Genomic DNA, 25,439 nt, shown 5'->3' with positions numbered 1-25,439 from the left:
GAAAGATTGCCCTTTCTGTGTTTATTTTGCCGAATTTAAACGACTGTGCAATCCAGCTAAAAACGTGCTGATCATGATATTCAGACTTTCATCCCGGTTCAAGTTCATTCCCAAACCGCCCTTTTGCTCAAGCGAGGCAAAGCCATGAAACATGCTTCTAAATCCCCTGACGATATGAAGCGCCGCAGAGCCTTCAAGGCCATAAGCTTGAAGTATTTTAAGAATAAGATGAATAATCCGATCTCCAGCTGTACGAACTTCTGGGTCCATCAAATCCGGTGCGCGAAACGTAGCTTCATACAATCCGGGATGCTTCCGCGCAAAATGAATATAGGCTGTGCCGATTGCGATAATCGCTTCATCATTTGATCGTCCAATTGCCGCTTCGGATAATGTGTTATAGAATTCCCCTATGCTATATAGTGCAAGCTGTTTTCGCAGTCCTGGCAGTCCCTTGACATGATTGTACAGCGAAGGTGATTTGATATTAAGCTTATAGGCTAATGCTGATAAAGTGACCGCTTCAAAGCCTTCTTGATCTGCGATTTCTGCTGCAGTTTGAATGACCATTTGAAGATCTATCCCGGTTCTAGGGCTCATTCTTGATTTCTCCTTGTCAGCTTAGTTTCGAACCGCTTAATGGCGGCTCTTAAATGAGGTACAGGATTTTCAATCATTTTCCCGTGGCCGACAGCCAGCCAAGATGGTGAGAGGGTGACAATCCGTTTGGCGCTGGCTAGCGCTTCTTCACAATTCCATGTCGCTATAGCCGGAAAAGGGAAGAGCGGCCGCATATCTCCGGATACAGCTAAACCACCGCGTGTTTGCACCGCATCCCCTGCGATCAATACTCCACTTCTTGTATCGAGAAATGCCATATGTCCGGGTGTGTGTCCAGCGGTTTGAATGGCCACCAATGATTCGATTCGGTCGCCATCTTCAAGAAGGATATCAGGACGCGTGGTCATATTTTTAGGTACGCCTCCTTTAATCGGAGTCTGAGGTTCTGATGGTTCTAAGCCAGTGTCTCCTGCAAGCAGTTTAGCATCTCGCTTTGAGATGAACACTTTGGCATTAGGGATTGCTTGTTTCAGTCCGTCAAGCGCTCCTAGATGATCCTCGTGTGCGTGAGTAATCACGATACGTGTGATCGGTTTGCCGATATGCTTCGCTGCTTGCAGAATCCCTTTGAGACTAAAAGGCATTCCAGCATCTATAAGCGTAAGTTCATCGTTTTCTTCTACAAAATAAACATTAACAGGAAATAATCGAGGTAAAAAAGCAAGCTGGTGCACCTGTTCTACTTGAGTCATTTTCATAGGTTTATCCTCCTTAGGGTTCACATTTTCCACAAAACTAATTATATTAGTATAATAACTAATCATATTAGTTAAATCAATATATTTTCAAAAAAATAGAAAAAATGTTTGACAGCAGAAAGAAGCGCCTATAAAATAGAACATAACATACTAAACAGGTAGGAATAATATATTTAGTATAGTTCTCACCGTATATACGGAGGAATGCAGCCCGCTTAGCAGACACAGTTTCGAGTACTGGTTTGACCATAAGCAGGGAAGCATTTCTCCGTCTTTTTTTTAAAAATGGGGGCTCTGTTTAGTCGAAGTCATGTCTGGAGGGGATAACATGAGCAAGCTGAATCAAAAATTTATTGTTGGATTAGTATTCATTATGGTAACGGGGATGCTGGCGGCATGCGGCGATAAATCCGGTTCGGATACAGCTTCGGCAGGAGCGGCCAAAGAGGGTGCAGCTGCAAAAGAAGTCGAGCTTTTGAATGTATCGTATGATCCGACTAGAGAGCTTTATGAACAATATAACAAGGCATTTGCCGCTTACTGGCTTAAAGAGAAAGGACAGAAAGTGACCATTAAACAATCCCATGGCGGATCGGGCAAGCAGAGTCGTTCTGTCATTGATGGTCTCGAGGCGGATGTTGTAACGCTCGCATTAGGCTATGACATTGATGCCATTCAGCATGAAGGATTAATTAACGAAGGTTGGCAGAAGAAATACGAGCATAACAGCTCGCCTTATACTTCAACCATTGTGTTCTTAGTACGCAAAGGCAATCCAAAAGGAATTCACGACTGGAACGATCTCATTAAAGACGGGGTAGAAGTCATTACGCCGAATCCGAAAACATCCGGAGGAGCTCGTTGGAACTACTTAGCGGCATGGGGATACGCACTGCAGCAAAATAACAATGATGAAGCGAAGGCACAAGAATTCGTTAAACAATTATTTGCCCATGTGCCGGTGCTGGATACAGGCGCTAGAGGTGCGACGACGACGTTCACAGAACGCGGTATTGGCGATGTGCTTATCGCTTGGGAGAATGAAGCGCTGCTGTCCTTGAAAGAGCTGGGATCTGATAAATTCGAAGTTGTCTATCCATCGGTAAGTATTCTTGCAGAGCCGCCAGTGGCAGTTGTAGATAAAGTGGTCGATAAAAGAGGAACAAGAGAAGTAGCCGAAGCCTATTTGAAATACCTTTACTCTGAAGAAGGACAGACGATTGCGGCAGAAAATTATTATCGTCCAACGTTAGAAAGTGTTAAAACGAAATTTGCTAATGAGTTTAAAGATATTAAATTATTTACGATCGATGAATTGTTCGGCGACTGGGCACAAGCTCAGAACAAACATTTCAATGATGGCGGCATATTCGACCAAATTTATGTTCCAAAAGGCTAAGTAATCAATTCCGCTTATACTGTTCGAATGGAAAGGAAGGATCTAAGCATGAATACACAGGCATCGCAGCGCCGTTTGCTTCCAGGCTTTGGGCTAACGATGGGTTACACCGTATTCTATCTCAGTCTAATCGTACTCGTGCCGTTGTCCGCTTTGCTACTTAATTCTACAGGACTGACGTGGGCGAAGTTTTGGGATGTAGCTACAGACCCAAGAGTTGTCGCTTCGTACCGCGTCAGTTTGACGACAGCAGCGGCTGCGGCAGTGGCCAATACTGGATTTGGTTTATTGATCGCATGGGTGCTCGTTCGTTATGAATTTCCGGGCAAACGAATTTTTGATGCAATGATTGATCTTCCTTTCGCACTTCCAACAGCCGTTGCGGGTGTTGCACTAACAGCGATTTATTCACAACATGGATGGATCGGGTCTTTGCTTGAACCTTTAGGGATCAAAATTGCATTTACAACGGTGGGCATTACAATTGCACTAATGTTCATCGGCATTCCATTTGTTGTACGAACGGTACAACCGGTGCTTCAAGATCTTGAAGCAGACGTAGAGGAAGCGGCGGCGACGCTCGGTGCCGGGAGATGGCGCACTTTTCGTTCCGTTTTGCTGCCGTATCTTATTCCGCCGCTGCTAACGGGGTTTGCGCTCGCTTTCTCACGCGGAATTGGAGAGTATGGATCTGTCATTTTTATTTCGGGCAATATGCCGATGCGAACGGAGATTGCTCCGCTGCTCATCATGTCGAAGCTGGAACAGTATGACTATGCAGGGGCAGTAGCTGTAGCGATTATGCTTCTTCTCATTTCGTTTGTGCTGCTGCTCGTGATCAATTCATTGCAGAAATGGATGAGGAGAACTTCAAGATAAGGAGGTGCCGCAGATGGCTGGAAGCGTGCCGATGATAGGACAGACGTCTCCGCGCAATGAGAAACTTACAGTGCCCAAGAGAAGATGGGTGAAGAACGTGCTTATTGTGGCGGCGGTCCTCGTCCTTATCTGGTTAATTGTGCTGCCGCTCGCAGTTGTATTAACAGAATCACTGAAGAAGGGCTGGGACGTTTACATCGCAGCGCTCAGAGACCCGGATGCCTTGTCGGCGCTCAAGCTCACTTTACTAGTCGCAGCGATTACAGTTCCGCTAAATACGATTTTTGGCATAGCTGCCGCTTGGGCGATCACCAAATTTAAGTTCCGGGGGAGACAGTTGTTAATTACATTGATTGACTTGCCATTCTCCATTTCTCCAGTTGTTGCGGGTCTTATTTATGTACTTGTATTCGGCTCTCACGGCTGGCTTGGACCTTGGCTTAAGGAGCATGATATTCACATCATTTTTGCGTTGCCCGGAATTGTGCTGGCTACCTTATTTGTCACCTTTCCGTTTGTTGCTCGTGAACTCATTCCGCTGATGGAAGATCAAGGATCACAGGAGGAAGAAGCTGCAGTGACGTTAGGAGCTCGCGGCTGGCAGGTGTTCTGGCGAGTGACGCTCCCCAATATTAAGTGGGGACTTCTGTACGGTATTGTTCTGTGCAACGCGCGAGCGATGGGGGAATTCGGCGCAGTGTCTGTCGTCTCAGGGCATATTCGTGGAGAGACAAATACGCTGCCTCTGCACGTTGAAATTTTATATAATGAGTATCAGTTTTCGGCATCGTTTGCTGTCGCTTCGCTACTGCTGCTTCTCGCTGTTATAACGCTTGTCCTAAAAAGTTGGTTTACACGGAAAAGTGTCCATTGACACTCGTTTCAAGTAGATGTTAATCTATAATTCAAAGTATATTGGTTGGAAAAGAATGAATTGAAAAACAGCTTTTGTAAAGCTATGGAGAAGGAGGCGGCAGCGTGGCAAAACCGTTAAAAGTGGATCAAATTTGGTTGGAACGCATCGCAGCATTGCTTAACGATATGGAGTTCGGCTCATTAAATATCGTTGTTCACGAAGGTCAAATTGTTCAGATGGATCGAACGGAACGTAAGCGTTACGATAACAACGCTTCAAACGCCGCCAAATCTAGCAAAAATCCGCAGCATACAGAGCGGGTACTGCGTCAAACAGGAGTAAAATAGTACGCAGGTGAATTAGAGAGAATTGAAAAAGGGAAGAAGAAAACCCCGCATGTGTCGAAGGAATCGCTCAGACAAAAAGTAACATGAGCGATTCGGACCGAAGCGGGGTTTATTGTTGATCTTGGATGGACCCTGATATGACGTAAGGTCGAGCTTTTCGTGATTTTGGCCTAGCGATGTAAAAGCCTAATAAATAGACAACAAGCTGTAATGCAAACAAATAGACAGCGGCTTCTAAAAACATAATACTCAGCACACCTAATATCGCGATGAAGACGATGAGAAGGTAAGCTGTTGGACTGAACAATGTACGTCTATCCGTTAATAACAACATATAAATAACAAGGATGCTGGATATAGACGATAAGAACCGGCACCAAATAAGGGCAGTCTCCCATGTACTTAAGGTTAGTACTGGCGTATTCAGGTCAAGAATAAGCTGCCATAGAAGCAGAACGGTACTAACTAACAGACAGAAAGGAAGTGCCGGTCTAATTGTCTTCCACAGTAAGAGGCCCCAGCCAGGCTGCTCTAAAATTCGTAATAGCCGTAATTGTTCCGATATCATTTTGTGGATTTCGCGATGTACACTTTTGTGCAGAAGAGCCAGGTGGGAAGTATCGCGGTCACGGAAGTAGATTGCGATTAGATCAACCAGGTCATCGGTCAAATACGGAGCAGCTTTGCACCCTTCAAGCACAGAAATAACGGCTTCCTGTTCATCCTCGGAGATGGTCTGCTTGCTTATTGCTATCTCTAATAAGGCAGATGCGGATGTGTACAGTTCCAGTGTCTGATGCACCTTGCTTAACCGTGCTTCAATGCTAGCATCCATTCGATGACGCGTATGAATATATAGCCAGACGAACATAACAATGATCAGTCCACATAGAATAGATTCTGCAGGATGAACCTCTATCCAAGATCGGAGCTCTAACATACTCAGATGCAACCCCTCCTTATTCACAGGCTATTACCAATATTACATGGACTAGATCACAATTCAAGTATTATTAATATTAACGATACGTACGTGTACTGGATCGCCCTCCTGAAATCGCTTCGATGAAGAGGATTACTGCGGTAACGCAGTGCATAATCCAACCTACGAATGGAATCCAAGCAATAAGTGATGTGATGACCCCAACGTAGTTACCTGCTGCTGACGCACGGTCTTTGCTTAAAGAAATAATTGCAGCGATATGCAGGAAAAACGCGATAACTAGCGGCGCCCACCCAAACGCTAGTACAATGGATCCGCCTAAAACCGGAATTGCAAGCATAGCCTCGAATGCAAATGTTAACCATTTTAATCCTCTTGATAAGCTTGACATGTTGCTATCCCCACTTTCTTATCATGGTTTATGCTTCTTATTATATGGTTATAACGCGCTATCTGCGAAATGGTTTCATCTATTGAATGACTCTTAATCGAGTTTGGGTTAATTATTTATCAGTACAAATTTCCAAAATCATAAAACTTTATACGGGCAGGATGCGTCTATTGTTCATATAAGGAATGTGAGAGATTTGGGGGAACGGATACCATGGAACCGACTTCTTTACCTCAGCGATCGGCTGCTAGAAATAAGAAAAAGGCTCAATTAAGAAGGAAGCGGAAGACCGGTTTGCTGCGCGCTGCAGCCCGTTTGTTCTGGGTACTGATCATATTAGGAGCATTAACGGCAGGATGGCTGCTCTTTACGCCATCAGGCAATCATTTTCGTTACTTAATGGCGGATACTCTGATTACGACACAGCACCGCTATATGGCCAAATATATTATCGGACAAGAAGAACTGGACAAACGAGTAGCTGAATATAACGAACGGTTTGAAGAAATGGGACTTGAGAAAGACACGCATACGATTCAAATTCCTGATCCAGCAGTTGAACAGAAGAAGGAAATCCCGCTCGTAGAAGTTGAAGAAATATCCGGCAGCGGTTATCGTGGATACGTGATGACTGTAAACGATCCAACCAAAATTAGACTCGGCGTTCCTAGTAAACGCGGTAAAGGTGAGACCGTGTCCAGCATGGTGAAAAGAACCGGAGCCATCGCTGGCGTGAACGGAGGCGGGTTTGCAGATCCCAATTGGAAAGGGAACGGGTTCAAACCGATTGGTGTTGTCATTTCTCAGGGGAAAGTATACTATAACGGCCTCGGTAACAATAGCGCAACCCAAATTGTCGGCATTGATAAAAATGGGAAAATGATCGCAGGGTCTTATACGCTTAATGAGCTGAAAAATCTCGGCATACAAGAAGCGGTCACCTTTCAGCCCCGTATTATCGTGAATGGGAAAGGATTGATTAAGAATGAAAGCGAAGGCTGGGGAATAGCGCCGAGAACGGCTATGGGCCAAAGGGAAGACGGCGCGATCATCTTCGTCGTTATCGACGGTCGTCAACCAGGCTACAGCATTGGAGCAAGTCTATACGATGTGCAGCAAATCATGCTGGAGCATGGTGCTGTCATCGCGGCGAATCTAGACGGCGGCTCATCCACTGTTTTGGTGAAAGATAACAATATAATCAACCGCCCTTCCTCTGAATATGGAGAACGTTATTTGCCGACGGCCTTCCTTGTGTTTGAGCATCCAGAGCAGGCTGATATCCCGAACATTTGGGAAGGACTTGATCCGAAAGAAATCGATCCAGGCAAGAAAAAGTGAAGATGCACTACACAAACAGGCTATACCACTCCATGAAAATAAGCGGAATGATAAAGGCAAATATTAATAAGATGAATGATTCTCGCCGAAAGCGCAGTCTGCCGATATAAAATAAAGCTAACATGATCAGGCCGAGTATTCCGTTCAGCCACGAAATTTCTCCGGCCTCATTCGTGCCGCCACAGGCGAACAGAACAAAGCCGGCTGAGACATATAATGCACACTCTTGATCGATTCTTAATTTTGGGAGTAATACAATCAAAGCATCTACAATGAGTGCTCCTATTAACCCATAGGCATAAACGGACTGTTCAATTGAGACATCTTCTCGTGTAAATGAGTAGAATAGGCCAGGCGCTAAGCTGTCTGCCATGCTGAACAACCCGTAAATGAGCCCGGCGCTTGCCAATTTACGCAGCACATATTGCCCGATTTCTAGACGCCATGCCATTCGTCCGTGCCGCTGCATACTCATACGAAATCTCTCCCTTACAACTCATTTTGTGTATATTTAGCATAGTCGGTTGCAGAGCTGTTGGACCTAGGCGCATGCCCAAGGACAACATATTTTTACAGTGAAAAGACATGAGCTAATTCAATATATGCTGTCAACCTGCTTTGGAGACGAAGCGGGTTATTCGGCGTTAACGATAAATGAATGCGAGATCAATAATCATAAATAATTTTTCAAAAAAAAGGATTGAATTCCCATTAGCAACCGCTTACAATAGTCCTGAAAAGGTTTTCAAAATAACTCTAAAACTTCCAATATTATTTAGAAAAGGAAGTTGTATGATGAAACCGACGATTAAAGATGTAGCGAGGATGGCGAAAGTATCAATCAGTACCGTCTCCCGTGTTATGAATGCTCCAGAAACGGTCGCCGAGTCTAAACGGGCTCGTGTTCTGCAAGCCATTGAGGAGCTGCAATACCAGCCCAATGCGTTAGCGCAAGGATTAATATCGAAAAAGTCTAATACGCTTGGTGTTCTCATTCCTGATATACGAAATCCATATTATTCGGATGTCATTAGAGGGATGGAAGATGCAGCGAAGTTGCTCGGTTACAGCTTGCTTATTTGCAATACGGACCGTGATGAAGAGCGGCTCATTTCTTATTTAGAGAACTTTTATGTGAAGCAGGTAGATGGAATTATTTTCGCGAGTGATTTTTTGCGTAGTAGCTACTATGAAGCGATACAAAGACTGCAATTTCCAGCGGTGCTAGTATCGACCTCCTCCACCGATTTTGAGATTCCTTCTGTACAGGTTGATGAAGAACAGGCAGGGTACGATGCGGTCCGGCACTTAATTGAGTATGGACATCGCAACATCGGTATGATTTGTTTTCCGCTTGATGGTTCCGTCTCAGGGCCGCCGCGCTATGAAGGATTTGTGCGAGCGCTTCGCGAGAATGGACTTGAGCAGTATAGTACTTGTGTGGAGTTTGCGGATCAGTGGTTTGAAGAAGCTTATGAAGCTGCCGCTAAGCTGTTCACCAAGCATCCGGATTTAACCGCCGTTTTTACCGCCTCAGATGAATTTGCTATGGGTGTCATTTCTTATTTAGCAGATCAAGGAATTTCCGTTCCAGGTCAAGTGTCTGTTATTGGGTTTGACAACATCCGAATGGCTCACATCGTTATTCCTAAGCTCACAACCATTGCCCAACCCGTCTATCAAATGGGGCACATGGCTGTCGAGAAGCTCCATGAACTGATTACGACTGGTTCCGTTAAAGTGCTGCGAGAATCAGTACCCCACCAATTAATTGTTCGAGATTCTACTCGGTCTATACTTTCCGGCAATTCCACTATTTAAGATATGAATTATTTATCATATGAATTCTATGAAGGGGGTGTTTATTAACCAGCGCGGTTTTAAGATTTATAAACAAAATTATTCAACGACGACCTGCTTAACTGAGACTTATCCGAAGTGATATTAAGCAAAGGGGTTGGATCTATGAGTAAACAAATGAAAAGAATGATGCCTGCAATCGTCATGGTGCTCTTATTCTCAATGATTTTAAGCGCATGCGGCGGCGGTAAGAAGACGGCTGAACCGACGTCAAATGAACCTGCGAAAACGACAGAAACAACGACTGGCCAAACGGATACGAAGACAGAGCCGGCTCCGGAAGGGTCCTACTTAGACCAAGCATACGCAGGGAAATTCAAAGGCACGAAGGTGTCGATGTTCGGTCCGTTTACAGATGTCGATGAACAGAAATTTAACGCAGCCATTAAAGAATTCGAAGACAAAACAGGCATCGACATTCAATACGAAGGTTCAAAAGAATTCGAAGCGACGATTGCCATTCGCGTCGATGGCGGTAATGCACCAGATATAGCGGACTTCCCGCAGCCAGGTTTGCTTTCTACGTTTGTCAAACAAGGCAAAGTGATCGATATCACTACGTTTATGGATAAAGCGAAGCTAGAGAAAAATTACAACAAGAGCTGGCTTGATATGGCCAACATGGACGGTCCAAGCGGCAAAGTGATGGCTGGCGTATGGAATCGTTCAAGTGTAAAAAGCTTAGTGTGGTATCCGAAGAAACAATTTGACGCCGCCGGCTACAAAGTTCCTGAAACATGGGATCAAATGATGGAACTGACGAAGCAGATCGCTGCTGATGGCGATCCGGCTTGGGCAATCGGCATCGAAAGCGGCGCCGCTACAGGCTGGCCGGGAACGGACTGGGTCGAAGATATTATGCTTCGCACCACTACACCAGAAAACTACGATAAATGGGTCAAAGGCGAGCTGCCGTTTACTTCTGATGAAGTGAAAAATGCATTCAAAATTATGTCCGACATTTGGCTTAACAAAGATTATGTATACGGCGGTGTGAAATCCATCGTAACAACTTCGTTTGGCGATGCGCCAAAAGTACTGTTCGATAATCCGCCAAAAGCATGGCTGCACCGTCAAGCCTCCTTTATTACAAGCTTCTTCCCGACAACAGCAAAAGCAGGAGAAGATTATGATTGGTTCTACTTGCCGCCAATCGATGCGAAATATGGCAAGCCTGTACTGGTCGCTGGAGACATTTACTCGATGTTCAATGACCGCCCAGAAGTGCGTGCGGTTATGGAGTTCTTCTCAACAGGGGAATCCATTAAAACTTGGGTTCAATCTGGCGGCGTAATCGCGCCAATGAATGACGCAGATCTTAACTGGTATTCTACAGATGTTGACCGCCGAATGGCAGAGTTGGTGCAATCCGCAACTACGATTCGTTTTGACGGTTCTGATCTGATGGTAGGGTCCGTCGGAGCGGGTACGTTCTGGAAAGGAATGACCGATTACGTTAGCGGTACCGTTGACCTAGACGGAGCGTTAAATGAAATTCAATCGGGATTCAAGAAGTAGGTAACACCCAAATGGAGGGGGATTAAGGAGATGGGGCCTTTGCCCCCTCTTTTATTAGAATAATAGACTTTAATGATTCATTGAGGAGGGACCTCATGGAGACCTCAATTCAGAAGCAGAATCGATTATGGCTTGGCCTTGCAACCATTTTGGTACCTGCAATAAATGCGGTGATACACTTTCAAATCTTCTTGTTTTTACGTGATGCACAGCTGAATCCAATATGGTATGCGATTTTGGCGATTATTTGGGGTGTCGGGGGCGTATATACGATTTATTTGTCCTTGAACTGGGTTGTTGAACAGTATCCGGTTAAGTGGAGACAGCGTGTACAGCCGTTTATCTTTATCGCTCCGGCTATTGTATTGCTGGCTTGGCTGCTGCTCATTCCTGCCATTCGCACTATTGTTCTTAGCTTTATGGATGCAGGTTCGGTCGATTTTGTCGGATTTGCCAATTACGTTGCTATTTTCACCGATCGCCTGCTGTTCTCTGCCCTCCGTAATAACCTGTTATGGGTCGTTATCGGCACACTGTCCTGTGTATCCATTGGACTCGTCATCGCTGTTCTGGCGGACCGCAGCAGCTACGAGAAATTGGCGAAATCGATTATTTTCATGCCGATGGCGATATCGATGGTCGCTTCGGGTGTCATTTGGAAGTTCGTTTACTTCTATACTCCGGGCAATCAGCAGATTGGTCTGCTCAATGCTATTGTCATCTCACTCGGCGGCGAGCCGCAAGCGTGGACTACACTCGCTCAGCCTTGGAATAACTTGTTCCTTATTATTATTTTGATATGGATGCAAACGGGCTTTGCTATGGTATTGTTGTCTGCTGCTATTAAGGGGATTCCAGAAGAACAGCTCGAAGCAGCGAGAGTGGATGGAGCGGGCGAGATTCGAATCTTTTTCAATATTATGATTCCTTACATTTCAGGTACGATTCTGTCGGTAACGACAACGATTATAGTATTTACGCTCAAAATATTCGATGTCGTCATGGTCATGACAGGCGGCCAGTACGATACGGACGTCGTGGCGACACAGTTTTATCGTCAATTTTTCATGTATCGTAATAACGGCTACGGTTCAACACTTGCAATCGTGCTGCTTATTGCCATTATTCCAGTGCTCATATTCAATTTGCGGCAATTCCGTAAGCAAGGGGGAGGATTCTAATGAGGCGGCACAAAAGAAAGGGCTCCAAATGGCTCGTCAATGGGATCCTCGGCTTTATTTGTCTCATCTGGCTTATACCTACACTTGGTTTATTCATTTCTTCCGTAAGGACGCCAAGCGACATATTGCAAAGCGGCTGGTGGACGATATTCCCGCATCATGCCTGGAAGACTGCGGATCAAGTTACACTCCCTAAAGATACAGATTTGAAGCAATTGATTGGCGTACTCGGTCAGAATTATACAGATGATCAGCTTAAGACCGGTGTGAACATTTCAGATGGACGCAGACTGATTTGGGAAAATCGACGTAACCGCATTGTGAATGTGCAGAAGAAGGAGTGGACTGCGAATCTTAACTTTACACTGGATAACTATAAAAACGTGCTTGGCGGGAAGCAGTACGAGATAACTCAGCCGGACGGAAGTAGAAAGACAGAGAAGGGCAGCAACTTGTCTAGGTCTTTCATTAACACGCTCACCGTATCGATTCCTTCTACAGTAATACCGATCTTAATTGCATCCTTTGCGGCTTACGCTTTCTCGTGGATGAGGTTTCCGGGACGGAAAACGATGTTCATTATTGTTGTTGCACTGCTCGTCGTACCGCTGCAGGTCGCACTCATTCCAGTGCTTAAAAACTTTACGGCTCTTGGTCTAAATGGTAACTACCTTGGGGTATGGATTGCGCATACTGGCTTTGGTTTACCGCTGGCTACTTATTTTCTCTACAGTTATATCAGTCAGCTGCCTCGTGATTTGTTCGAATCCGCCTTTATGGATGGCGCGTCGAACTTTACGATATTTACGAGACTGATCTTGCCGCTGTCCGTTCCTGCGCTCGCGTCGATTGGCATTTTTCAGTTTCTATGGGTATGGAACGACTATTTGGTTGCACTCGTCTTTATTGGCAGCCAGCCGAACGTTCAGGTGCTGTCGATGCGAATTGCTGAAATGGTCGGCTCGTACGGCAACGATTGGCATTTGCTAACCGCCGCCTCATTCGTATCGATGCTGATGCCGCTCGCTGTATTTTTCGCCCTGCAAAAATATTTTGTCCGCGGCTTAATGGGCGGTTCGGTCAAAGGCTAATCGCAGCACATAAAGAAGAGTAGTATTCTATTTTTTTAATGGATACTACTTCTTTTATTTATATAATGGTTATATATAACAATCGTGGAGGATGGGGATTTATATGGAGATCGCGGACATCTATACCGATTTGCCAGTATTGGAAACAGAACGTCTCATTCTTAGAAAACTAAGATTAGAAGATTTAGAAGATATGTATTCCTATGCTTCGGATGAAGAACTAACCAAGTATGTAACTTGGGACACTCATCAATCCATGTCCGACACAGAGCAGTTTATGAACTATGTACTGCAGCAGTATGCTAACAAAAGCGTAGCTCCATGGGCCATTGAATATAAGCAAAACGGGAAAATGATCGGGACGATTGATTTCGTGTGGTGGAAACCGGATCACAAAATTGCGGAGATCGGATATGTTCTCTCGAAAGATTATTGGGGGAAAGGGATGACTACGGAAGCGGCAAGAGCGATTATTCAATTTGGTTTTGAGCAAATGGATTTGGTTTGTATTCAAGCGAGATGCTTTATCCAGAACATCGGATCCAGTAGAGTCATGGAGAAGTCAGGAATGTCTTTCGAAGGCATCATTAGAAAAGCGATGTTTCTCAAAGGGGCACATCAAGATTTGCGAATGTATTCGATCTTAAGAGAAGAGTTTAAAAGGTGAATAAAAAGGGTGTCCCAAAGCCATTTCGGCAAAGGTACACCCTATCTTTTGTTCTTCAACTTCGGAATTTGGTGATGGCGCTCCGCGAACGGGTCTAGCCTAGGCGTTCTGCGCCGCCTAAATATTTGCGCAGAGCTTGCGGAATATAGATCGATCCGTCCTCTTGCTGGTGATTTTCAAGCAATGGAATGAGTATTCGAGGAGTTGCGACGGCAGTATTGTTTAATGTATGACAGTAATGCAGATTGCCGTCCTCGCCACGGTACCGAATGTTCGAGCGGCGAGCTTGAAAGTCGTGCAAATTCGACGACGAATGTGTCTCGCCGTATCCATTTCGGCTTGGCATCCACGTCTCAATATCATATTGCTTGTACGTTTTCTGAGACATATCTCCGGTGCAGACAGCCATGACGCGGTAAGGGAGTTCGAGCATTTGCAGAATGTCCTCCGCATTTTGGGTAATCTGCTGCAGAATCTGCTCCGATACATCCGCATTATTCTCACAGAGAATGACTTGCTCTACCTTCGCAAATTGATGGACACGGTATAATCCGTGAACATCTCTTCCCGCCGAACCGACTTCTCTGCGGAAGCATGACGATACACCGGCAAGTCTGATCGGCTCGCTGACATCGACGATTTCTTGGCTGTAATACGACATTAAAGATACTTCCGAAGTGCCAACAAGCCAGTTAGGTTCATCTTCGAATTTGTATGTCTGGTCTTGACCCGTTGGGAAAAATCCCGTGTTCCATAAGGCTTCCTGCCGAACCATGGTTGGCACATCCATAGGGATAAATCCACGGCTTATGAGTAGATCAATGGCCAGCTGCTGTACCGCTCGGTGAAGCTGAAAGCCAGCCCCTTTTAGAAAATAGCTGCGGCTTCCGCCAACCTTAACCCCGCGCGGAATATCAATCATGTCATGAAGCTCACCGAGCTTCACATGGTCTTTGGGCTCGAAATTGAAGGCAGGAGGCACACCGACTCGTTTGATTTCTACATTGTCTGCATCGGATTTGCCTACGGGCGTATCAGGCGAGACGATGTTAGGCACAAGCATCATCATCTGATGATAAGCTGTATTAACCTCTGTCAGTGCTCTTTCGAGATGATTTAACTGAACGTTAATTTGCTTCACTTCGTTTTTAAGACTTTCTGGTTCCTTTGAAGCATCTTGTCTCATAAGCAGAGCAATTTCCTTCGTTCGCTCATTGCGTGCTGCTCTTAATGTTTCCGTCTCTTTAAGCAGTTTTAATCTCCGATGATCGAGGTCAAGCAGATCAGAAATCGATACCGAGATCCCTTTCTGATCAGCCACTCGCTGAACGGTCTCGGCATGCTGCCGAATAAATTTGATGTCTAACATACACCGCACTCCCTTTTCATAAAAAGTCAAAAAGCGCCCTCATCACATTGGGACGAGGAGCGCTTAGGACTCGCGGTGCCACCCAAATTGATCTAAGCATTTGCGATTAAAGCAAGCATAGCTTAGATCCTCTTGGATCGCGATAACGGGCGACAACCGGTTAACTTAGGGAGTGTATGTGAATTTACATATTAGCTCTGGTCGAAAACGCCTCCGAGTTGGATTCTCTTCATCGGCATAATAATCGTATGGAATATTTAAACTTCAGTATATCTTAAATGAGTAATATGGGTCAATATGTTAAGATACAAACCGCAATTCGATATGGCTTAACATTTTTTGCATAATGATTTATGCTGTTCATATAGCATTTGTTCCATGCTTCATGCTAAGGAGGAAGTTAGAAATGGCTAAAGTAACTATTATTAATGGAAATCCTTCACTGAATTCAAGATTGAGTGCAGTGATTCAATTTGTAGAAGCAAAGCTTTCGGAACAAAATATTGAGGTTCGTACGATAAATGTAGCAGAACTGCCACCAGAAGATCTAATACATACTAAATTTAATAGTGAAGCTATCGTGAATGCGAATCAATGGGTTGCGAAAGCAGATGCGATTATTGTGGCAAGCCCTGTGTACCAAGCGTCTTATACCGGTGTGCTGAAGACATTTCTTGACTTAATTCCGCAAAGAGGACTTGCAGGGAAACTCATTTTACCACTCTTCATTGGTGGGAGCTTAGCTCATCTGTTGTCCATTGATTATGCGCTCAAGCCTGTATTGTCGGCTCTTGGTGCTCGCCACATTTTGGGCGGGGTATACGCGGTAGATGCTCAAGTTGCGCGTACGGAGCAAGGCGGATTCGAGTTGGCGGACGACATTCAAGATCGTCTTAAGGATGCGGCCGAAGAGTTCATTCGCGAGCTGGACTATAAGCTAGTCATACAGTCTGCTGAACAGCAGAAGTAGTTATTTGTTGATTATGAGTGAAAACATATATTGACCTATTATGGTTAATATATGTTTTTTTTATTGTTGACTTGAGAAAAGAAAAGAAATAAACTAAGTTCAGTTAATAAATGATAAAGATTATCATTATCATTATCATTACATACTAAGAGTGTTCTGGAGGTATTATAAGTGCTTCGAAAAATGCTAAACCTAAAGTCCATGCTTATTGCAGTTTCTTTGCTTGTTTTGATTTGGATCATTATCTGGCAAGGGGTCAATTACCATGGCAATCCCGATCCGTCAAGCACAGATTTATCGCCTGGTGCAGCTATATTAAACACTGCTATCTTGGTTTTTCGAGAAGGTTTAGAGGCCATTTTAGTATTATCCGCCATTATTTCTGGTTTGGTTCGCAAGAAACAAGATAACTTTTGGAAGCCTATCTCCGCGGGAGCCGGTGTCTCGTTTTTAGCGACTATTGTAACGTGGTTTATCGTTGTTGCTATCATATCTTCGGTCAATGCATCGGAACTTGCAATTCAAGCATTCACTGGAGTATTGGCTGTAATTGTATTATTAATTATTATGAATTGGTTCTTTCACAAGATATACTGGCAGGGCTGGATAGGCCTGCATAATCGAAAAAAACAAAAGCTAACAGGAAGCAATGGTGAAGAAGTCAGCAAAAATGTTTTTTGGTCACTTTTTGTACTGGGTCTTACATCGGTATATCGTGAAGGATTTGAAGTGGTTCTATTTCTTCAGAACTTACGTTTAAAAGTCGGTTCAGAAATTATTTTACAGGGTGCGATCATCGGATTAGCGTTAACTCTTATAGTAGGGGTTTTGACCTTCTTAGCTCACAGCCGTCTGCCATATAAGAAAATGTTAGTCTTTACAGGAGCGTTACTAGTTGTTGTACTTGCTGTAATGGTGGGAGAAACGATACAAGAAATGCAATTAGCTGGTTGGATGAGCACGACGCATCTTCCAATCCATATCCCTAATTGGGCTGGAGTATGGTTCTGCCTATTCCCGACGGTTGAAACACTATCCTTTCAAGCTCTAGCAGTCGTCTATGTTGTAGGTTCTTATTTAGCTGCTCATTATTTAACGAAAAGAAAAGCATTGAAGAAGAAGGCGCAGTTGATTGATGTATAATAGATGAAAATCAAGAACATGTAATTCACTAGACAGAGGATTATATGTTCTTTTTTATGCTGTTCTGACGGTGAAATAAAAATCAACTTCCTTACGATACACAAATAAGACTGCCCCTATTGGGCAGTCTTATTTGTGTTTATTCTATTTTACAGATCATCAAAGCCGTTATCGTCGCCTACTTTACCGTAGTTACGGGATTTCGCTTCGAAGAAGTCTGTCTTCGTCGAGTTAAGTGCTTCATCAGAGAATGGTTTGATCCAAGGCATACTGTTCACATCGACGCCTTCGTAGGCTTTTTCAAGGCCCATAAGTGTGAGGCGTCTGTTCGCAATATATTTGATATAATGCTCAAGCTCGTTAAGATCAATACCTTTTACATTCTTAAGCGTATAATGAGCCCAGTTCGTTTCAAGCTCAACCGCGCGGTCGAACGTGCGGTACAAGTAATCGATATTCTCTTTCGTGTTCAGCTCTGGGAAGTCGAGAAGAAGCTGCTTGAACACTTCTGCGAAGAAGTAGCAGTGCTGATTCTCGTCGCGCTGAATGTATGAGATCATTTGGCTTGTAGCCATCATCTTCTGATCGCGAGCTAAATTATAGAAGAAGGCGAACGTACTATAGAAGAATACACCTTCTAGAATGAGGTCAGCCACGAGCGCTTTGAAGAACGTTTGCGGCGTTTGCTCATTGCGGAAATCTTGATAAATGTCAGCGATAAACCGGTTGCGTTCGAGCAGAACCGGATCGTGCTTCCAATATTCAAAAATTTCTTTCTGCTCTTGTTCTGATACGATGGAGGAGAGCACGTAAGAATAAGATTGGTTATGCACGACTTCCTGCTGTCCGATGATCGCAGAAATGGCTTCCAGCGATGAATCGGTGAAATATCGTTTCACATCCCCTACAAACATCGTCTGCATAGAATCTAGAACAGCGAGCAGGGAGATGTTGATTTTGAAAGTGCGTTGCTCTTCAGGATCCAGCAGTGGAAACTGCTGAGCATCTTTAGACATTGGGATTTCGTCGGCAATCCAGTAATTTAGCAAAAGTACTTTGTACAGCTTGTACATTTGCGGCATACGGATGTCGTCCCAGTTCAGAATCCCAGACGTTTCGCCTTCGATAATACGGTTAGAACGGTTCGGTGCTTCGGTGTTAAATATTTTTTGAAGTTGCAATGTTGTCACCTCTCCTTAAATATTATGATGCACAAGACTCACATTCTTCGATCGTAAGCGCTCTGCTGCGCACATAATACGTAGATTTAAGTCCAGCTCTCCAAGCGTGCAGATGGAGTGCTAGGAAGTCCTTCGCATGGATGTCAGGACGTACATACAGGTTGAAGCTTTGGCCTTGGTCAACGTGACGTTGACGAGCGGCTGCCATCTTGATGGACCAGTTCTGATCAATCATGAACGCTGTTTTGTAGTACCAGATTGTTTTCTCAGATAGATCTGGAGCTGGGTTAGCAATCTTGTATGTTGTTTTCTCTTCATAAGACAACAAGTCATACAGTGGATCAATGCTGGCTGTTGAACCGGCAATAATGGAAGTCGATCCGTTAGGAGCGATAGCGAACATCCAAGCATTACGTACGCCGTGTTTTTGTACTTCGGCTTGCAGTTCACGCCATTGTTCGGTCGTTACAAATTTACCTTCATGCTCTCCGTCAGTGTATCCGCGGAGCGTGAAGTAGTTGCCATTTTCCCAATCAGAACCTTTGAATTTAGGATAGTATCCTTTTTCTTTAGCAAGTTCCATGCTGGATTTGATGAGCAAGTAGTTAATTTTCTCATAGAGTGCATCATTGTATGCTACAGCTTCGTCAGATTCCCAGCGAATGCCTTCGAGCGCGAGCAAATGATGAAGGCCGAAAGTGCCCAGACCAATTGCACGGTACTGACTGTTTGTGTATTGTGCTTGAAGCACTTCAATGTTGTTAATGTCGATTACGTTGTCCAGCATACGTGTTTGAATCGGAACGAGACGTTCGAGCACGCCAGCAGGTACTGCACGAGCCAAATGAATCGAGTTCAAGTTGCAGACAACGAAGTCTCCTGGAATTTTGGAGATGACAATACGAGTTTGTCCGTCTTTCGTTACGAGTTCTTCCTGCTCAATCACTGTAGGCGATTGGTTTTGCATAATTTCTGTGCAAAGGTTAGAGCAGTAGATGATACCATGTGCACGGTTCGGGTTCGCACGGTTAACGGTATCTTTGTAGAACATGTACGGTGTACCTGTCTCAAGCTGAGATTTCATAATCCGTTTCATAATATCGATTGCCGGAACTGTAATACGGGACAATGCTGGATTTGCAACAGCTTCAGCATATTTCTGGCGGAAGGAACCTTCGCCGAATTTCTCATCGTAGAAGTCCTCAAGTCCAAGTGCACGACCTTGCGCATCTTTCCAGCCCATCGTTTTCTTCACTTCATGCGGATCGAACAAGTGCCAATCTCCGCGTGCTTCAACGGCTTCCATGAACAAGTCAGGAATAACGACTCCGTGGAAAATATCGTGCGCACGCATCCGTTCGTCGCCGTTGTTCAGTTTCAAATCAAGGAACGCGAGAATGTCCTTGTGGAATACGTCGAGATAAACAGCTACTGCACCTTTACGAGTACCGAGCTGATCAACGCTGACAGCGGTGTTGTTCAGCTGGCGAATCCATGGAATAACGCCTGAGCTTGTGTTTTTATGTCCGCGAATGTCTGATCCGCGTGCCCGTACTTTACCAAGATAGACGCCAATACCGCCGCCCATTTTACTCAAACGTGCAATATCTGTATTGGAATCGAAAATACCTTCAAGGGAGTCATCTACGGTATCGATGAAGCAGCTTGAAAGCTGACCAGCGACCTTCTTGCCTGCATTAGACATCGTAGGTGTAGCAGCAGTCATGTATAGATTACTCATTGCCCAGTAAGCTTCTTTAACGAGCTCAAGACGCTTGTCAGCTGGTTCTTTATGCATGAGGTACATCGCGATAACCATGTAGCGCTCTTGCGGCAATTCCATAACACGGCCATCGAAATCTGTTGTTAGATAACGTTCAGTCAAGGTTAACAAACCTATGTAATCGAACAATAGATCACGAGTGTAGTCGATATGTGCACCAAGTTCTTCGATTTGCTCTTTTGTATATGCTTCAAGCAGCTCTTCACGATAAATTCCTTGCTTAACAAGATCGGAGATTAAAGGATAGAACGCTCCGTAAGGACGATCGGAATAAGCTTTGTAACCGCGGTTGAAAGCTGCTTTCTTGTAAAGAGAGGTAAGAAGGGAACGCGCTGCAGCGTATTTCCAGTTAGGTTCTTCTTTCGTAACGAGTTCAAGGGCAGACATGGTAAACGCGTTGCTGATTTCTTCCCCTGTAATCTCATTTCTTCTTAGCTTGGCATGAACCCCGCGAATGAGTCGTTCTTTGTCCAATGACTCAAGTCCTTCGAGTATTCGATCAGCATATGCTTCAATTCTCGATGGGTCAAAAGCAAGTTGACGGTTGTTTGGTTTGATGACAGTTTGTGGCACGATGATAACTCCTCACTTTCGAAGCAGATTGAAAAAAGCATGTTCTAACCGAGTCAGAAATGCTCGTTTTTTGTCGTTTAACCGGATGCCGGTTACTGTGGCGGGACTTTGACAGAATCTCTCTGTGCTTCCCTATTAAGTTGCAGCTTGTAAAATGACGAAAATGGCCGTTCACACTATATTTCGTTGTTGTTATCTTAATTTACATCAATATATAGTGTTTGTAAACCAGAAAATTTAATAGACAGCAAGGAGCAGTATAACAAAATTTCGAGAAAAACACTAGGGTAATTGGTAGTGGAAAAAAATAAAATAGGTCGAAATTCATAGAAAATAAATTCCTGTTTGTAGATCCAAAAAGGACTATTTTTTGCATCAGAACCTCGTTATTGCTTACAATATATATGGAGAAAAGAGGAGGTGAAAAAGTGGCTATTGCAGAAGTTACGATCATTCCAGTTGGGACAGCTACAACGAGTCTGAGCAGCTACGTAGCGGATATGCAGAAGGTATTGGCAAGGCAGAAGGGTGTAAAGTATCAATTGACGTCCATGAGTACGATTATTGAAGGACCGCTTGACGATGTATGGCGTGCCATTACGGCGCTGCATGAAGTGCCGTTTCAATCAGGAGCAGGCCGTGTGTCGACATCGGTGAAAATGGATGACCGCCGCGACAAACCGTCCTCTAGTGAACAGAAGCTGAATTCGGTTAGAGAGAAATTGAAATAATATCCAAAAGGGCGAGATTGGGTTGAAAAAACGTGTAACTGCGGTATAATATTTTTTGTTTGAAATACTTGCTGGTGTAGCTCAGGGGTAGAGCAACGCACTCGTAATGCGTAGGTCGGGGGTTCAATTCCCTTCACCAGCATTGCTGTAAGCACAAATAAAGCGCGGAATCCGATTATTTCGGAGACCGCGTTTTTGCATATTAACGTAAGTTTATAATTTTAAAATAATCGAAGTAAAATGTTGTCCGGATTTCGCATCTATGAATGGAGCTTATAAAAAAAGTCAGTTAGAATGAGGGCATTTTCTGCTGAAATTAGGCGAGGCACCTGTATGGATAAGATCCATAGCAGATGCCTCTTTGTAGTAAGCTTATCTAAGCTATATATATTATTAACCCATGCCTTCAGCGGTGAAGCAAGGCGAACGGTTCCTTCCAGATGTGTGTAACACCAACATTCTATTTTCTAAAACAACAAAAGCCCTACCTCTCTTTTGTCCTTGCGGCTCCAGTGACCGCGCCAGTGTGAATCAGAAATGCTCAATAATTCTTACTCTTAGGGTTGATCAAATAGGAATTTAAAAATGAGATGGTACTTATAGAGGAATTTCTTAAAGAGGAAACGTATTGAGGGTTAATCAACAAGTTAATATTATACAGCATTTGGATGTGTTTTGCAAATAAAGCATAAAAGAAGGGCTTAAGAGATGGATCCATAAGCCCTTCACATTTTAGAATTGAAGTTGCCAAGTGATTAGTGATTACGAAGTGCTACTTACTGTATCTTGCTGAACCTTATTTTGTGAGAAGAGAAGCCGCTTGATCTGATCTCTCTTCGTCTTTGGTGCCAGTATGTAGATCGTATCGCCAGGCTCAATAACCGTGTTGCCGCGCGGGGTAACAATTTGCTCGCCGCGGATAATGGCAGTGAACAGTACATCGTCAGGCAGGTTAAGCTGCTGAATCTCCTTGCCGGCAATCACCATGCCTTCGCGAACTTCGCAATGATTAATTTCCGATTTCGTTTTGCCTAGGGCGACAAGCTCTAACAGCGTAGGCGGCAGAGCTACTTGCTCACCTACAAGTCCAAGCTTAGTGGCTAGAGGGGAGATGGTTGATCCCTGAATGACAGCTGAAGTCAGTACGACGAAAAAGACAACGTTGAAGAATAGATGCCCAATCTCAAGTCCAGCCATGAGCGGGTACGTTGCCAGAACAATGGGAACCGCACCGCGTAGTCCTGCCCAAGAGATCAATATCTTCTCGTTAAAGCTAAATTTCATGAACATCGTGCTAATAAACACGCCGATTGGTCTTGCCACAAGCATAAGCAGGAGGGAGAGGAGAATGCCTTCCCATATAATACTGGGCAGCTGATCAGGGAAGACGAGCAGACCGAGCAAGACGAACATCCCAATTTGCATCATCCAAGCAAAACCCGAATTGAATGATAAAATAGAGCGGCTGTAAGTTAAATCCGAATTACCGAGCACCATTGCCATAATGTACACTGCAAGCAAACCGCTGACGCCGATAAGTGACGCCGAGCTATATGTAAGAATAGCAAAGCCGATTGCCATCACAGGATAGAGTCCAGAGGAATCGAAATTAATTCGGTTAATCGTTCGTACGCCAATCCAGCCGAAAACAAGTCCTAAGATGAGACCGAAGCCCATTTCCCAGAAAAAAGACAATATTAAATGCCATATATGCGCTTCGGGTTGTTTGATCCATTCGATTAACGATACTGTCAAGAAGACCGCCATCGGGTCATTGCTTCCCGATTCTGCCTCAAGAGTAGAAGTGATGCGTTCTTTAATATTTTTGCCGCCTAGGACAGAGAACACAGCTGCTGCATCGGTTGAGCCTACTATACTTCCAAACAAAAACGCTTCAGGCCATGTCACGTGTAAAATATATTTGGCACATACCCCTACAATTATTGTTGTGAGCAGAACGCCCACAGTTGCAAGCGACAGAGCTGCCGGGATGACCGGCTTGATCGTTTTAAATTTAGTTTGCATCCCGCCTTCAAACAAAATAACAATGAGTGCCAGCATACCTACGAGCTGCGTTAGAAACGCATTGTCAAAAAATACAAAACGGTTCAAGATCATCCCTGCGGCAATAAAAAATACAAGTGCAGGGAGACCGAAGCGAGTTGAAAATTTAGTCGTTAATACTCCGATAAGAAGAAGAATTGCAAGCAAGAAAATAATTGAATCGCTCAGCGAAGTCAAATGCACGGCGTCACCTCCATTATTTAGCATTTCTTTTATTATAACGAATTAAAGAAAACAGACACAAACGAGAGGAAAAGGCGCTTATTTTGTTCCGTATTTCAATGTCACCTGCTCCTTTATTTTGTATTGACTGCACTTCCCTTGAGCGTAATATGATGGGTAACAGTCAGTATTTTTTACATTGAAGGAGTGAACCCTCATTTTTGTTACAGCCAAGGGGAGACAAAGAGCGTTCAGAAGAAAAATTACTGCACAGCGTAGAAACCTGTGGATCGGCACAATAGAAGGAATGCCGTCAACGATATTCGGAGTGCTGCTCGGACAGCCCTTCCTTACAGGATATTTACTTTATTTAGGAGCGACATCCGGGCAAATCGGATTCGTACTTGCGATTACGACATTTGTAAACGTGCTGCAAATTGGAATTGCTTATTGGATGCAAAAGCTAAAGCGGCGCAAATGGATGCTCGTCCTGTTCGTTGCCTTACATCGTATTTTATGGAGTTCAACGGGATTGATTCCTTTTATATTCAGTAAAGAGTATTGGGTCAGCGCATTTATTGTGATGTATACTGCTGCTTTTATAGCGAATACTGCCGGCAGTGTGCTTTGGACCTCAGTCATTAGTGATATTGTGCCTGCCCGTGTTCGCGGTCGCTATTTTGGCATTCGCAACACAATTTTGAATGCGCTTGGCAGTATTGCGATGTTCGCTGGGGGCACTGTTCTTGATCGCGTTCCAGGCGGGGAAGGGTTTCTTGTTCTATATTTTATGATTTGGACATGTGCTTTATTAAATATATTGATTTTCTTATTTTATCCGGAAGTACCATTTGAGCGTTCCACGGAAAGTAAGTTTCTCCCGATGTTCACAAGGCCGCTTCGCGATAAATCTTTTATTAGAGCCGCTTTCTTCTTAGCGATGTGGCTGCTCGTGCAGACGCTCGTTGTTCCTATGTACTCTTATGTCATGCTTAATTTATTGAAAATTAACTATCAGACGGTATCCGGTCTTACCGTGCTTCAAACGGTAATGATGATGATCAGCTTCTACATATGGGGCAATCTAAACGCGAAGTACAGCAACAAGAAGCTGCTCTACTGGACGTTGCCGATCATCGCTGTGTCATGCTTATCGTGGGGTCTCCTGTCAATCTTCCCAACACTGCTTGTTCTTATCATTGTACATACGCTGCTTGGTGTCGGTGTGGGCGGGTTCAACCAGTTGTCTTTCAATTTTGTAATCGGAGACACACCGAAGACAGAACGTGCGATGTTCTTCGCTGTCTATTCAGCCGTTACCGGGTTTGCTTCGTTTATTGGACCGATGATTGGCGGTAAAGTATATGAGTGGATTACAGACTTGCCGCTATGGATGCAGATTTATGGCTTGCAGGCGAGTGCAGGGGTTATTATGTTAGTAATGGCATTCACTTTGGGACGACGAGTTCTTAGCGATTAAGAGAATGGTTTGTGAACCGCCATTTGCCAAATTGAAACATTCAGTTTTAAAATAAGAAAAAACAGGGAGAAGGAAGGGTTATACATATGAGTAAACAAGCGATTTCGACATCTGCTGCTCCTGGCGCTCTTGGGCCGTATTCGCAAGGCATAAGCATTGGCAATTTGGTATATACTTCAGGGCAGCTCGGG

General features: G+C 44.3%; 24 protein-coding genes and 1 tRNA gene. 16 read left to right on the top strand and 9 right to left on the bottom strand.

Annotated elements, in window-relative coordinates; all coding sequences use genetic code 11:
- Positions 1-21 precede the first annotated feature (21 nt).
- Both J2Z20_RS08775 and J2Z20_RS08770 read right to left on the bottom strand, forming a co-directional pair.
- The gene (locus tag J2Z20_RS08775; protein WP_209848330.1) at positions 22-600 is read right to left on the bottom strand and encodes a TetR/AcrR family transcriptional regulator; all 579 of its coding nucleotides are present in this window, start codon (positions 598-600) and stop codon (positions 22-24) included.
- A complete protein-coding gene (locus tag J2Z20_RS08770) occupies positions 597-1,319 on the bottom strand; it encodes an MBL fold metallo-hydrolase (RefSeq protein ID WP_209848327.1) in 723 nt (240 codons plus the stop codon). The genes J2Z20_RS08775 and J2Z20_RS08770 overlap by 4 nt, the downstream gene beginning before the upstream one ends.
- 328 nt (positions 1,320-1,647) lie before the next feature.
- Here J2Z20_RS08770 and J2Z20_RS08765 point away from each other — a divergent pair, with 328 nt between their 5' ends.
- The 4 genes from J2Z20_RS08765 to J2Z20_RS08750 all read left to right on the top strand — a co-directional run bounded on the left by J2Z20_RS08765 (position 1,648) and on the right by J2Z20_RS08750 (position 4,800).
- Entirely contained in the window at positions 1,648-2,718 is a 1,071-nt protein-coding gene (locus J2Z20_RS08765; protein WP_209848324.1) for a sulfate ABC transporter substrate-binding protein, read from the top strand.
- A gap of 48 nt (positions 2,719-2,766) precedes the next feature.
- A complete protein-coding gene (gene cysT, locus J2Z20_RS08760; protein ID WP_209848321.1) occupies positions 2,767-3,597 on the top strand; it encodes a sulfate ABC transporter permease subunit CysT in 831 nt (276 codons plus the stop codon).
- A gap of 13 nt (positions 3,598-3,610) precedes the next feature.
- Positions 3,611-4,471, top strand: coding sequence for a sulfate ABC transporter permease subunit CysW (cysW, locus tag J2Z20_RS08755; RefSeq protein WP_209848317.1), 861 nt, complete (start codon positions 3,611-3,613; stop codon positions 4,469-4,471).
- 104 nt (positions 4,472-4,575) lie between these two features.
- Positions 4,576-4,800 carry a DUF2292 domain-containing protein gene (locus J2Z20_RS08750; protein WP_209848314.1) on the top strand — a complete coding sequence of 75 codons (225 nt, stop codon included), beginning with the start codon at positions 4,576-4,578 and terminating at the stop codon, positions 4,798-4,800.
- Positions 4,801-4,909: 109 nt separating this feature from the next.
- Here J2Z20_RS08750 and J2Z20_RS08745 read toward each other — a convergent pair whose 3' ends face one another.
- Both J2Z20_RS08745 and J2Z20_RS08740 read right to left on the bottom strand, forming a co-directional pair.
- Entirely contained in the window at positions 4,910-5,740 is an 831-nt protein-coding gene (locus J2Z20_RS08745; protein WP_209848311.1) for a hypothetical protein, read from the bottom strand.
- 79 nt (positions 5,741-5,819) lie between these two features.
- Complete coding sequence (locus J2Z20_RS08740) at positions 5,820-6,134, bottom strand: hypothetical protein (protein ID WP_209848308.1); 315 nt, start codon at positions 6,132-6,134, stop codon at positions 5,820-5,822.
- 213 nt (positions 6,135-6,347) lie between these two features.
- On the opposite strand from J2Z20_RS08740, the gene J2Z20_RS08735 reads away from it, so the two are divergent.
- A complete protein-coding gene (locus J2Z20_RS08735; protein WP_209848305.1) occupies positions 6,348-7,475 on the top strand; it encodes a phosphodiester glycosidase family protein in 1,128 nt (375 codons plus the stop codon).
- A 7-nt stretch (positions 7,476-7,482) separates the two neighbouring features.
- Here J2Z20_RS08735 and J2Z20_RS08730 read toward each other — a convergent pair whose 3' ends face one another.
- On the bottom strand, positions 7,483-7,950 hold the full coding sequence (locus J2Z20_RS08730) for a hypothetical protein (RefSeq protein WP_209848302.1): 468 nt from the start codon (positions 7,948-7,950) through the stop codon (positions 7,483-7,485).
- A gap of 320 nt (positions 7,951-8,270) precedes the next feature.
- Here J2Z20_RS08730 and J2Z20_RS08725 point away from each other — a divergent pair, with 320 nt between their 5' ends.
- The 5 genes from J2Z20_RS08725 to J2Z20_RS08705 all read left to right on the top strand — a co-directional run bounded on the left by J2Z20_RS08725 (position 8,271) and on the right by J2Z20_RS08705 (position 13,792).
- Complete coding sequence (locus J2Z20_RS08725) at positions 8,271-9,296, top strand: LacI family DNA-binding transcriptional regulator (protein ID WP_209848299.1); 1,026 nt, start codon at positions 8,271-8,273, stop codon at positions 9,294-9,296.
- A 144-nt stretch (positions 9,297-9,440) separates the two neighbouring features.
- Entirely contained in the window at positions 9,441-10,853 is a 1,413-nt protein-coding gene (locus J2Z20_RS08720) for an ABC transporter substrate-binding protein (protein ID WP_209848296.1), read from the top strand.
- 95 nt (positions 10,854-10,948) lie between these two features.
- Positions 10,949-12,034, top strand: a complete 1,086-nt coding sequence (locus tag J2Z20_RS08715; protein ID WP_209848292.1) for a carbohydrate ABC transporter permease — start codon at positions 10,949-10,951, stop codon at positions 12,032-12,034.
- On the top strand, positions 12,034-13,125 hold the full coding sequence (locus J2Z20_RS08710; protein WP_209848290.1) for a carbohydrate ABC transporter permease: 1,092 nt from the start codon (positions 12,034-12,036) through the stop codon (positions 13,123-13,125). The genes J2Z20_RS08715 and J2Z20_RS08710 overlap by 1 nt, the downstream gene beginning before the upstream one ends.
- A gap of 103 nt (positions 13,126-13,228) precedes the next feature.
- On the top strand, positions 13,229-13,792 hold the full coding sequence (locus J2Z20_RS08705) for a GNAT family N-acetyltransferase (protein ID WP_209848286.1): 564 nt from the start codon (positions 13,229-13,231) through the stop codon (positions 13,790-13,792).
- A 94-nt stretch (positions 13,793-13,886) separates the two neighbouring features.
- On the opposite strand, the gene serS is transcribed toward J2Z20_RS08705, so the two are convergent.
- Positions 13,887-15,161, bottom strand: coding sequence for a serine--tRNA ligase (gene serS, locus J2Z20_RS08700; RefSeq protein WP_209848283.1), 1,275 nt, complete (start codon positions 15,159-15,161; stop codon positions 13,887-13,889).
- Positions 15,162-15,567: 406 nt separating this feature from the next.
- Here serS and ssuE point away from each other — a divergent pair, with 406 nt between their 5' ends.
- Positions 15,568-16,131, top strand: a complete 564-nt coding sequence (gene ssuE / locus J2Z20_RS08695; RefSeq protein ID WP_209848280.1) for an NADPH-dependent FMN reductase — start codon at positions 15,568-15,570, stop codon at positions 16,129-16,131.
- Between the two features lie 171 nt (positions 16,132-16,302).
- Positions 16,303-17,274: an FTR1 family iron permease gene (locus J2Z20_RS08690; RefSeq protein WP_342454289.1), complete on the top strand. Its 972-nt coding sequence runs from the start codon at positions 16,303-16,305 to the stop codon at positions 17,272-17,274.
- A 149-nt stretch (positions 17,275-17,423) separates the two neighbouring features.
- On the opposite strand, the gene J2Z20_RS08685 is transcribed toward J2Z20_RS08690, so the two are convergent.
- Together J2Z20_RS08685 and J2Z20_RS08680 are read right to left on the bottom strand one after the other, a co-directional pair.
- Positions 17,424-18,455, bottom strand: coding sequence for a ribonucleotide-diphosphate reductase subunit beta (locus J2Z20_RS08685; protein WP_209848277.1), 1,032 nt, complete (start codon positions 18,453-18,455; stop codon positions 17,424-17,426).
- A 22-nt stretch (positions 18,456-18,477) separates the two neighbouring features.
- A complete protein-coding gene (locus tag J2Z20_RS08680; RefSeq protein WP_209848274.1) occupies positions 18,478-20,811 on the bottom strand; it encodes a ribonucleoside-diphosphate reductase subunit alpha in 2,334 nt (777 codons plus the stop codon).
- 428 nt (positions 20,812-21,239) lie between these two features.
- Between J2Z20_RS08680 and J2Z20_RS08675 the strand changes: the two genes are divergently transcribed.
- Positions 21,240-21,542 (top strand): MTH1187 family thiamine-binding protein, encoded by a 303-nt coding sequence (locus J2Z20_RS08675; protein ID WP_209848271.1) that lies wholly within the window; start codon positions 21,240-21,242, stop codon positions 21,540-21,542.
- Between the two features lie 70 nt (positions 21,543-21,612).
- Positions 21,613-21,684: transfer RNA gene (locus tag J2Z20_RS08670), tRNA-Thr, on the top strand.
- 620 nt (positions 21,685-22,304) lie between these two features.
- Here the strand turns inward: J2Z20_RS08670 and J2Z20_RS08665 are convergent.
- A complete protein-coding gene (locus J2Z20_RS08665) occupies positions 22,305-23,783 on the bottom strand; it encodes a potassium/proton antiporter (RefSeq protein ID WP_245252178.1) in 1,479 nt (492 codons plus the stop codon).
- 292 nt (positions 23,784-24,075) lie between these two features.
- On the opposite strand from J2Z20_RS08665, the gene J2Z20_RS08660 reads away from it, so the two are divergent.
- Together J2Z20_RS08660 and J2Z20_RS08655 are read left to right on the top strand one after the other, a co-directional pair.
- Positions 24,076-25,248, top strand: coding sequence for an MFS transporter (locus tag J2Z20_RS08660; RefSeq protein WP_209848266.1), 1,173 nt, complete (start codon positions 24,076-24,078; stop codon positions 25,246-25,248).
- Positions 25,249-25,334: 86 nt separating this feature from the next.
- On the top strand, positions 25,335-25,439 hold a 105-nt coding region (locus J2Z20_RS08655; RefSeq protein WP_245252176.1), incomplete at its 3' end, for a Rid family hydrolase.

The sequence above is a fragment of the Paenibacillus sediminis genome (assembly GCF_017873765.1).
GTDB lineage: Bacteria > Bacillota > Bacilli > Paenibacillales > Paenibacillaceae > Paenibacillus_AG > Paenibacillus_AG sediminis.
Note: the sequence above shows the minus strand (reverse complement) of the source record. Positions and strands in the feature narration are given on the sequence as shown.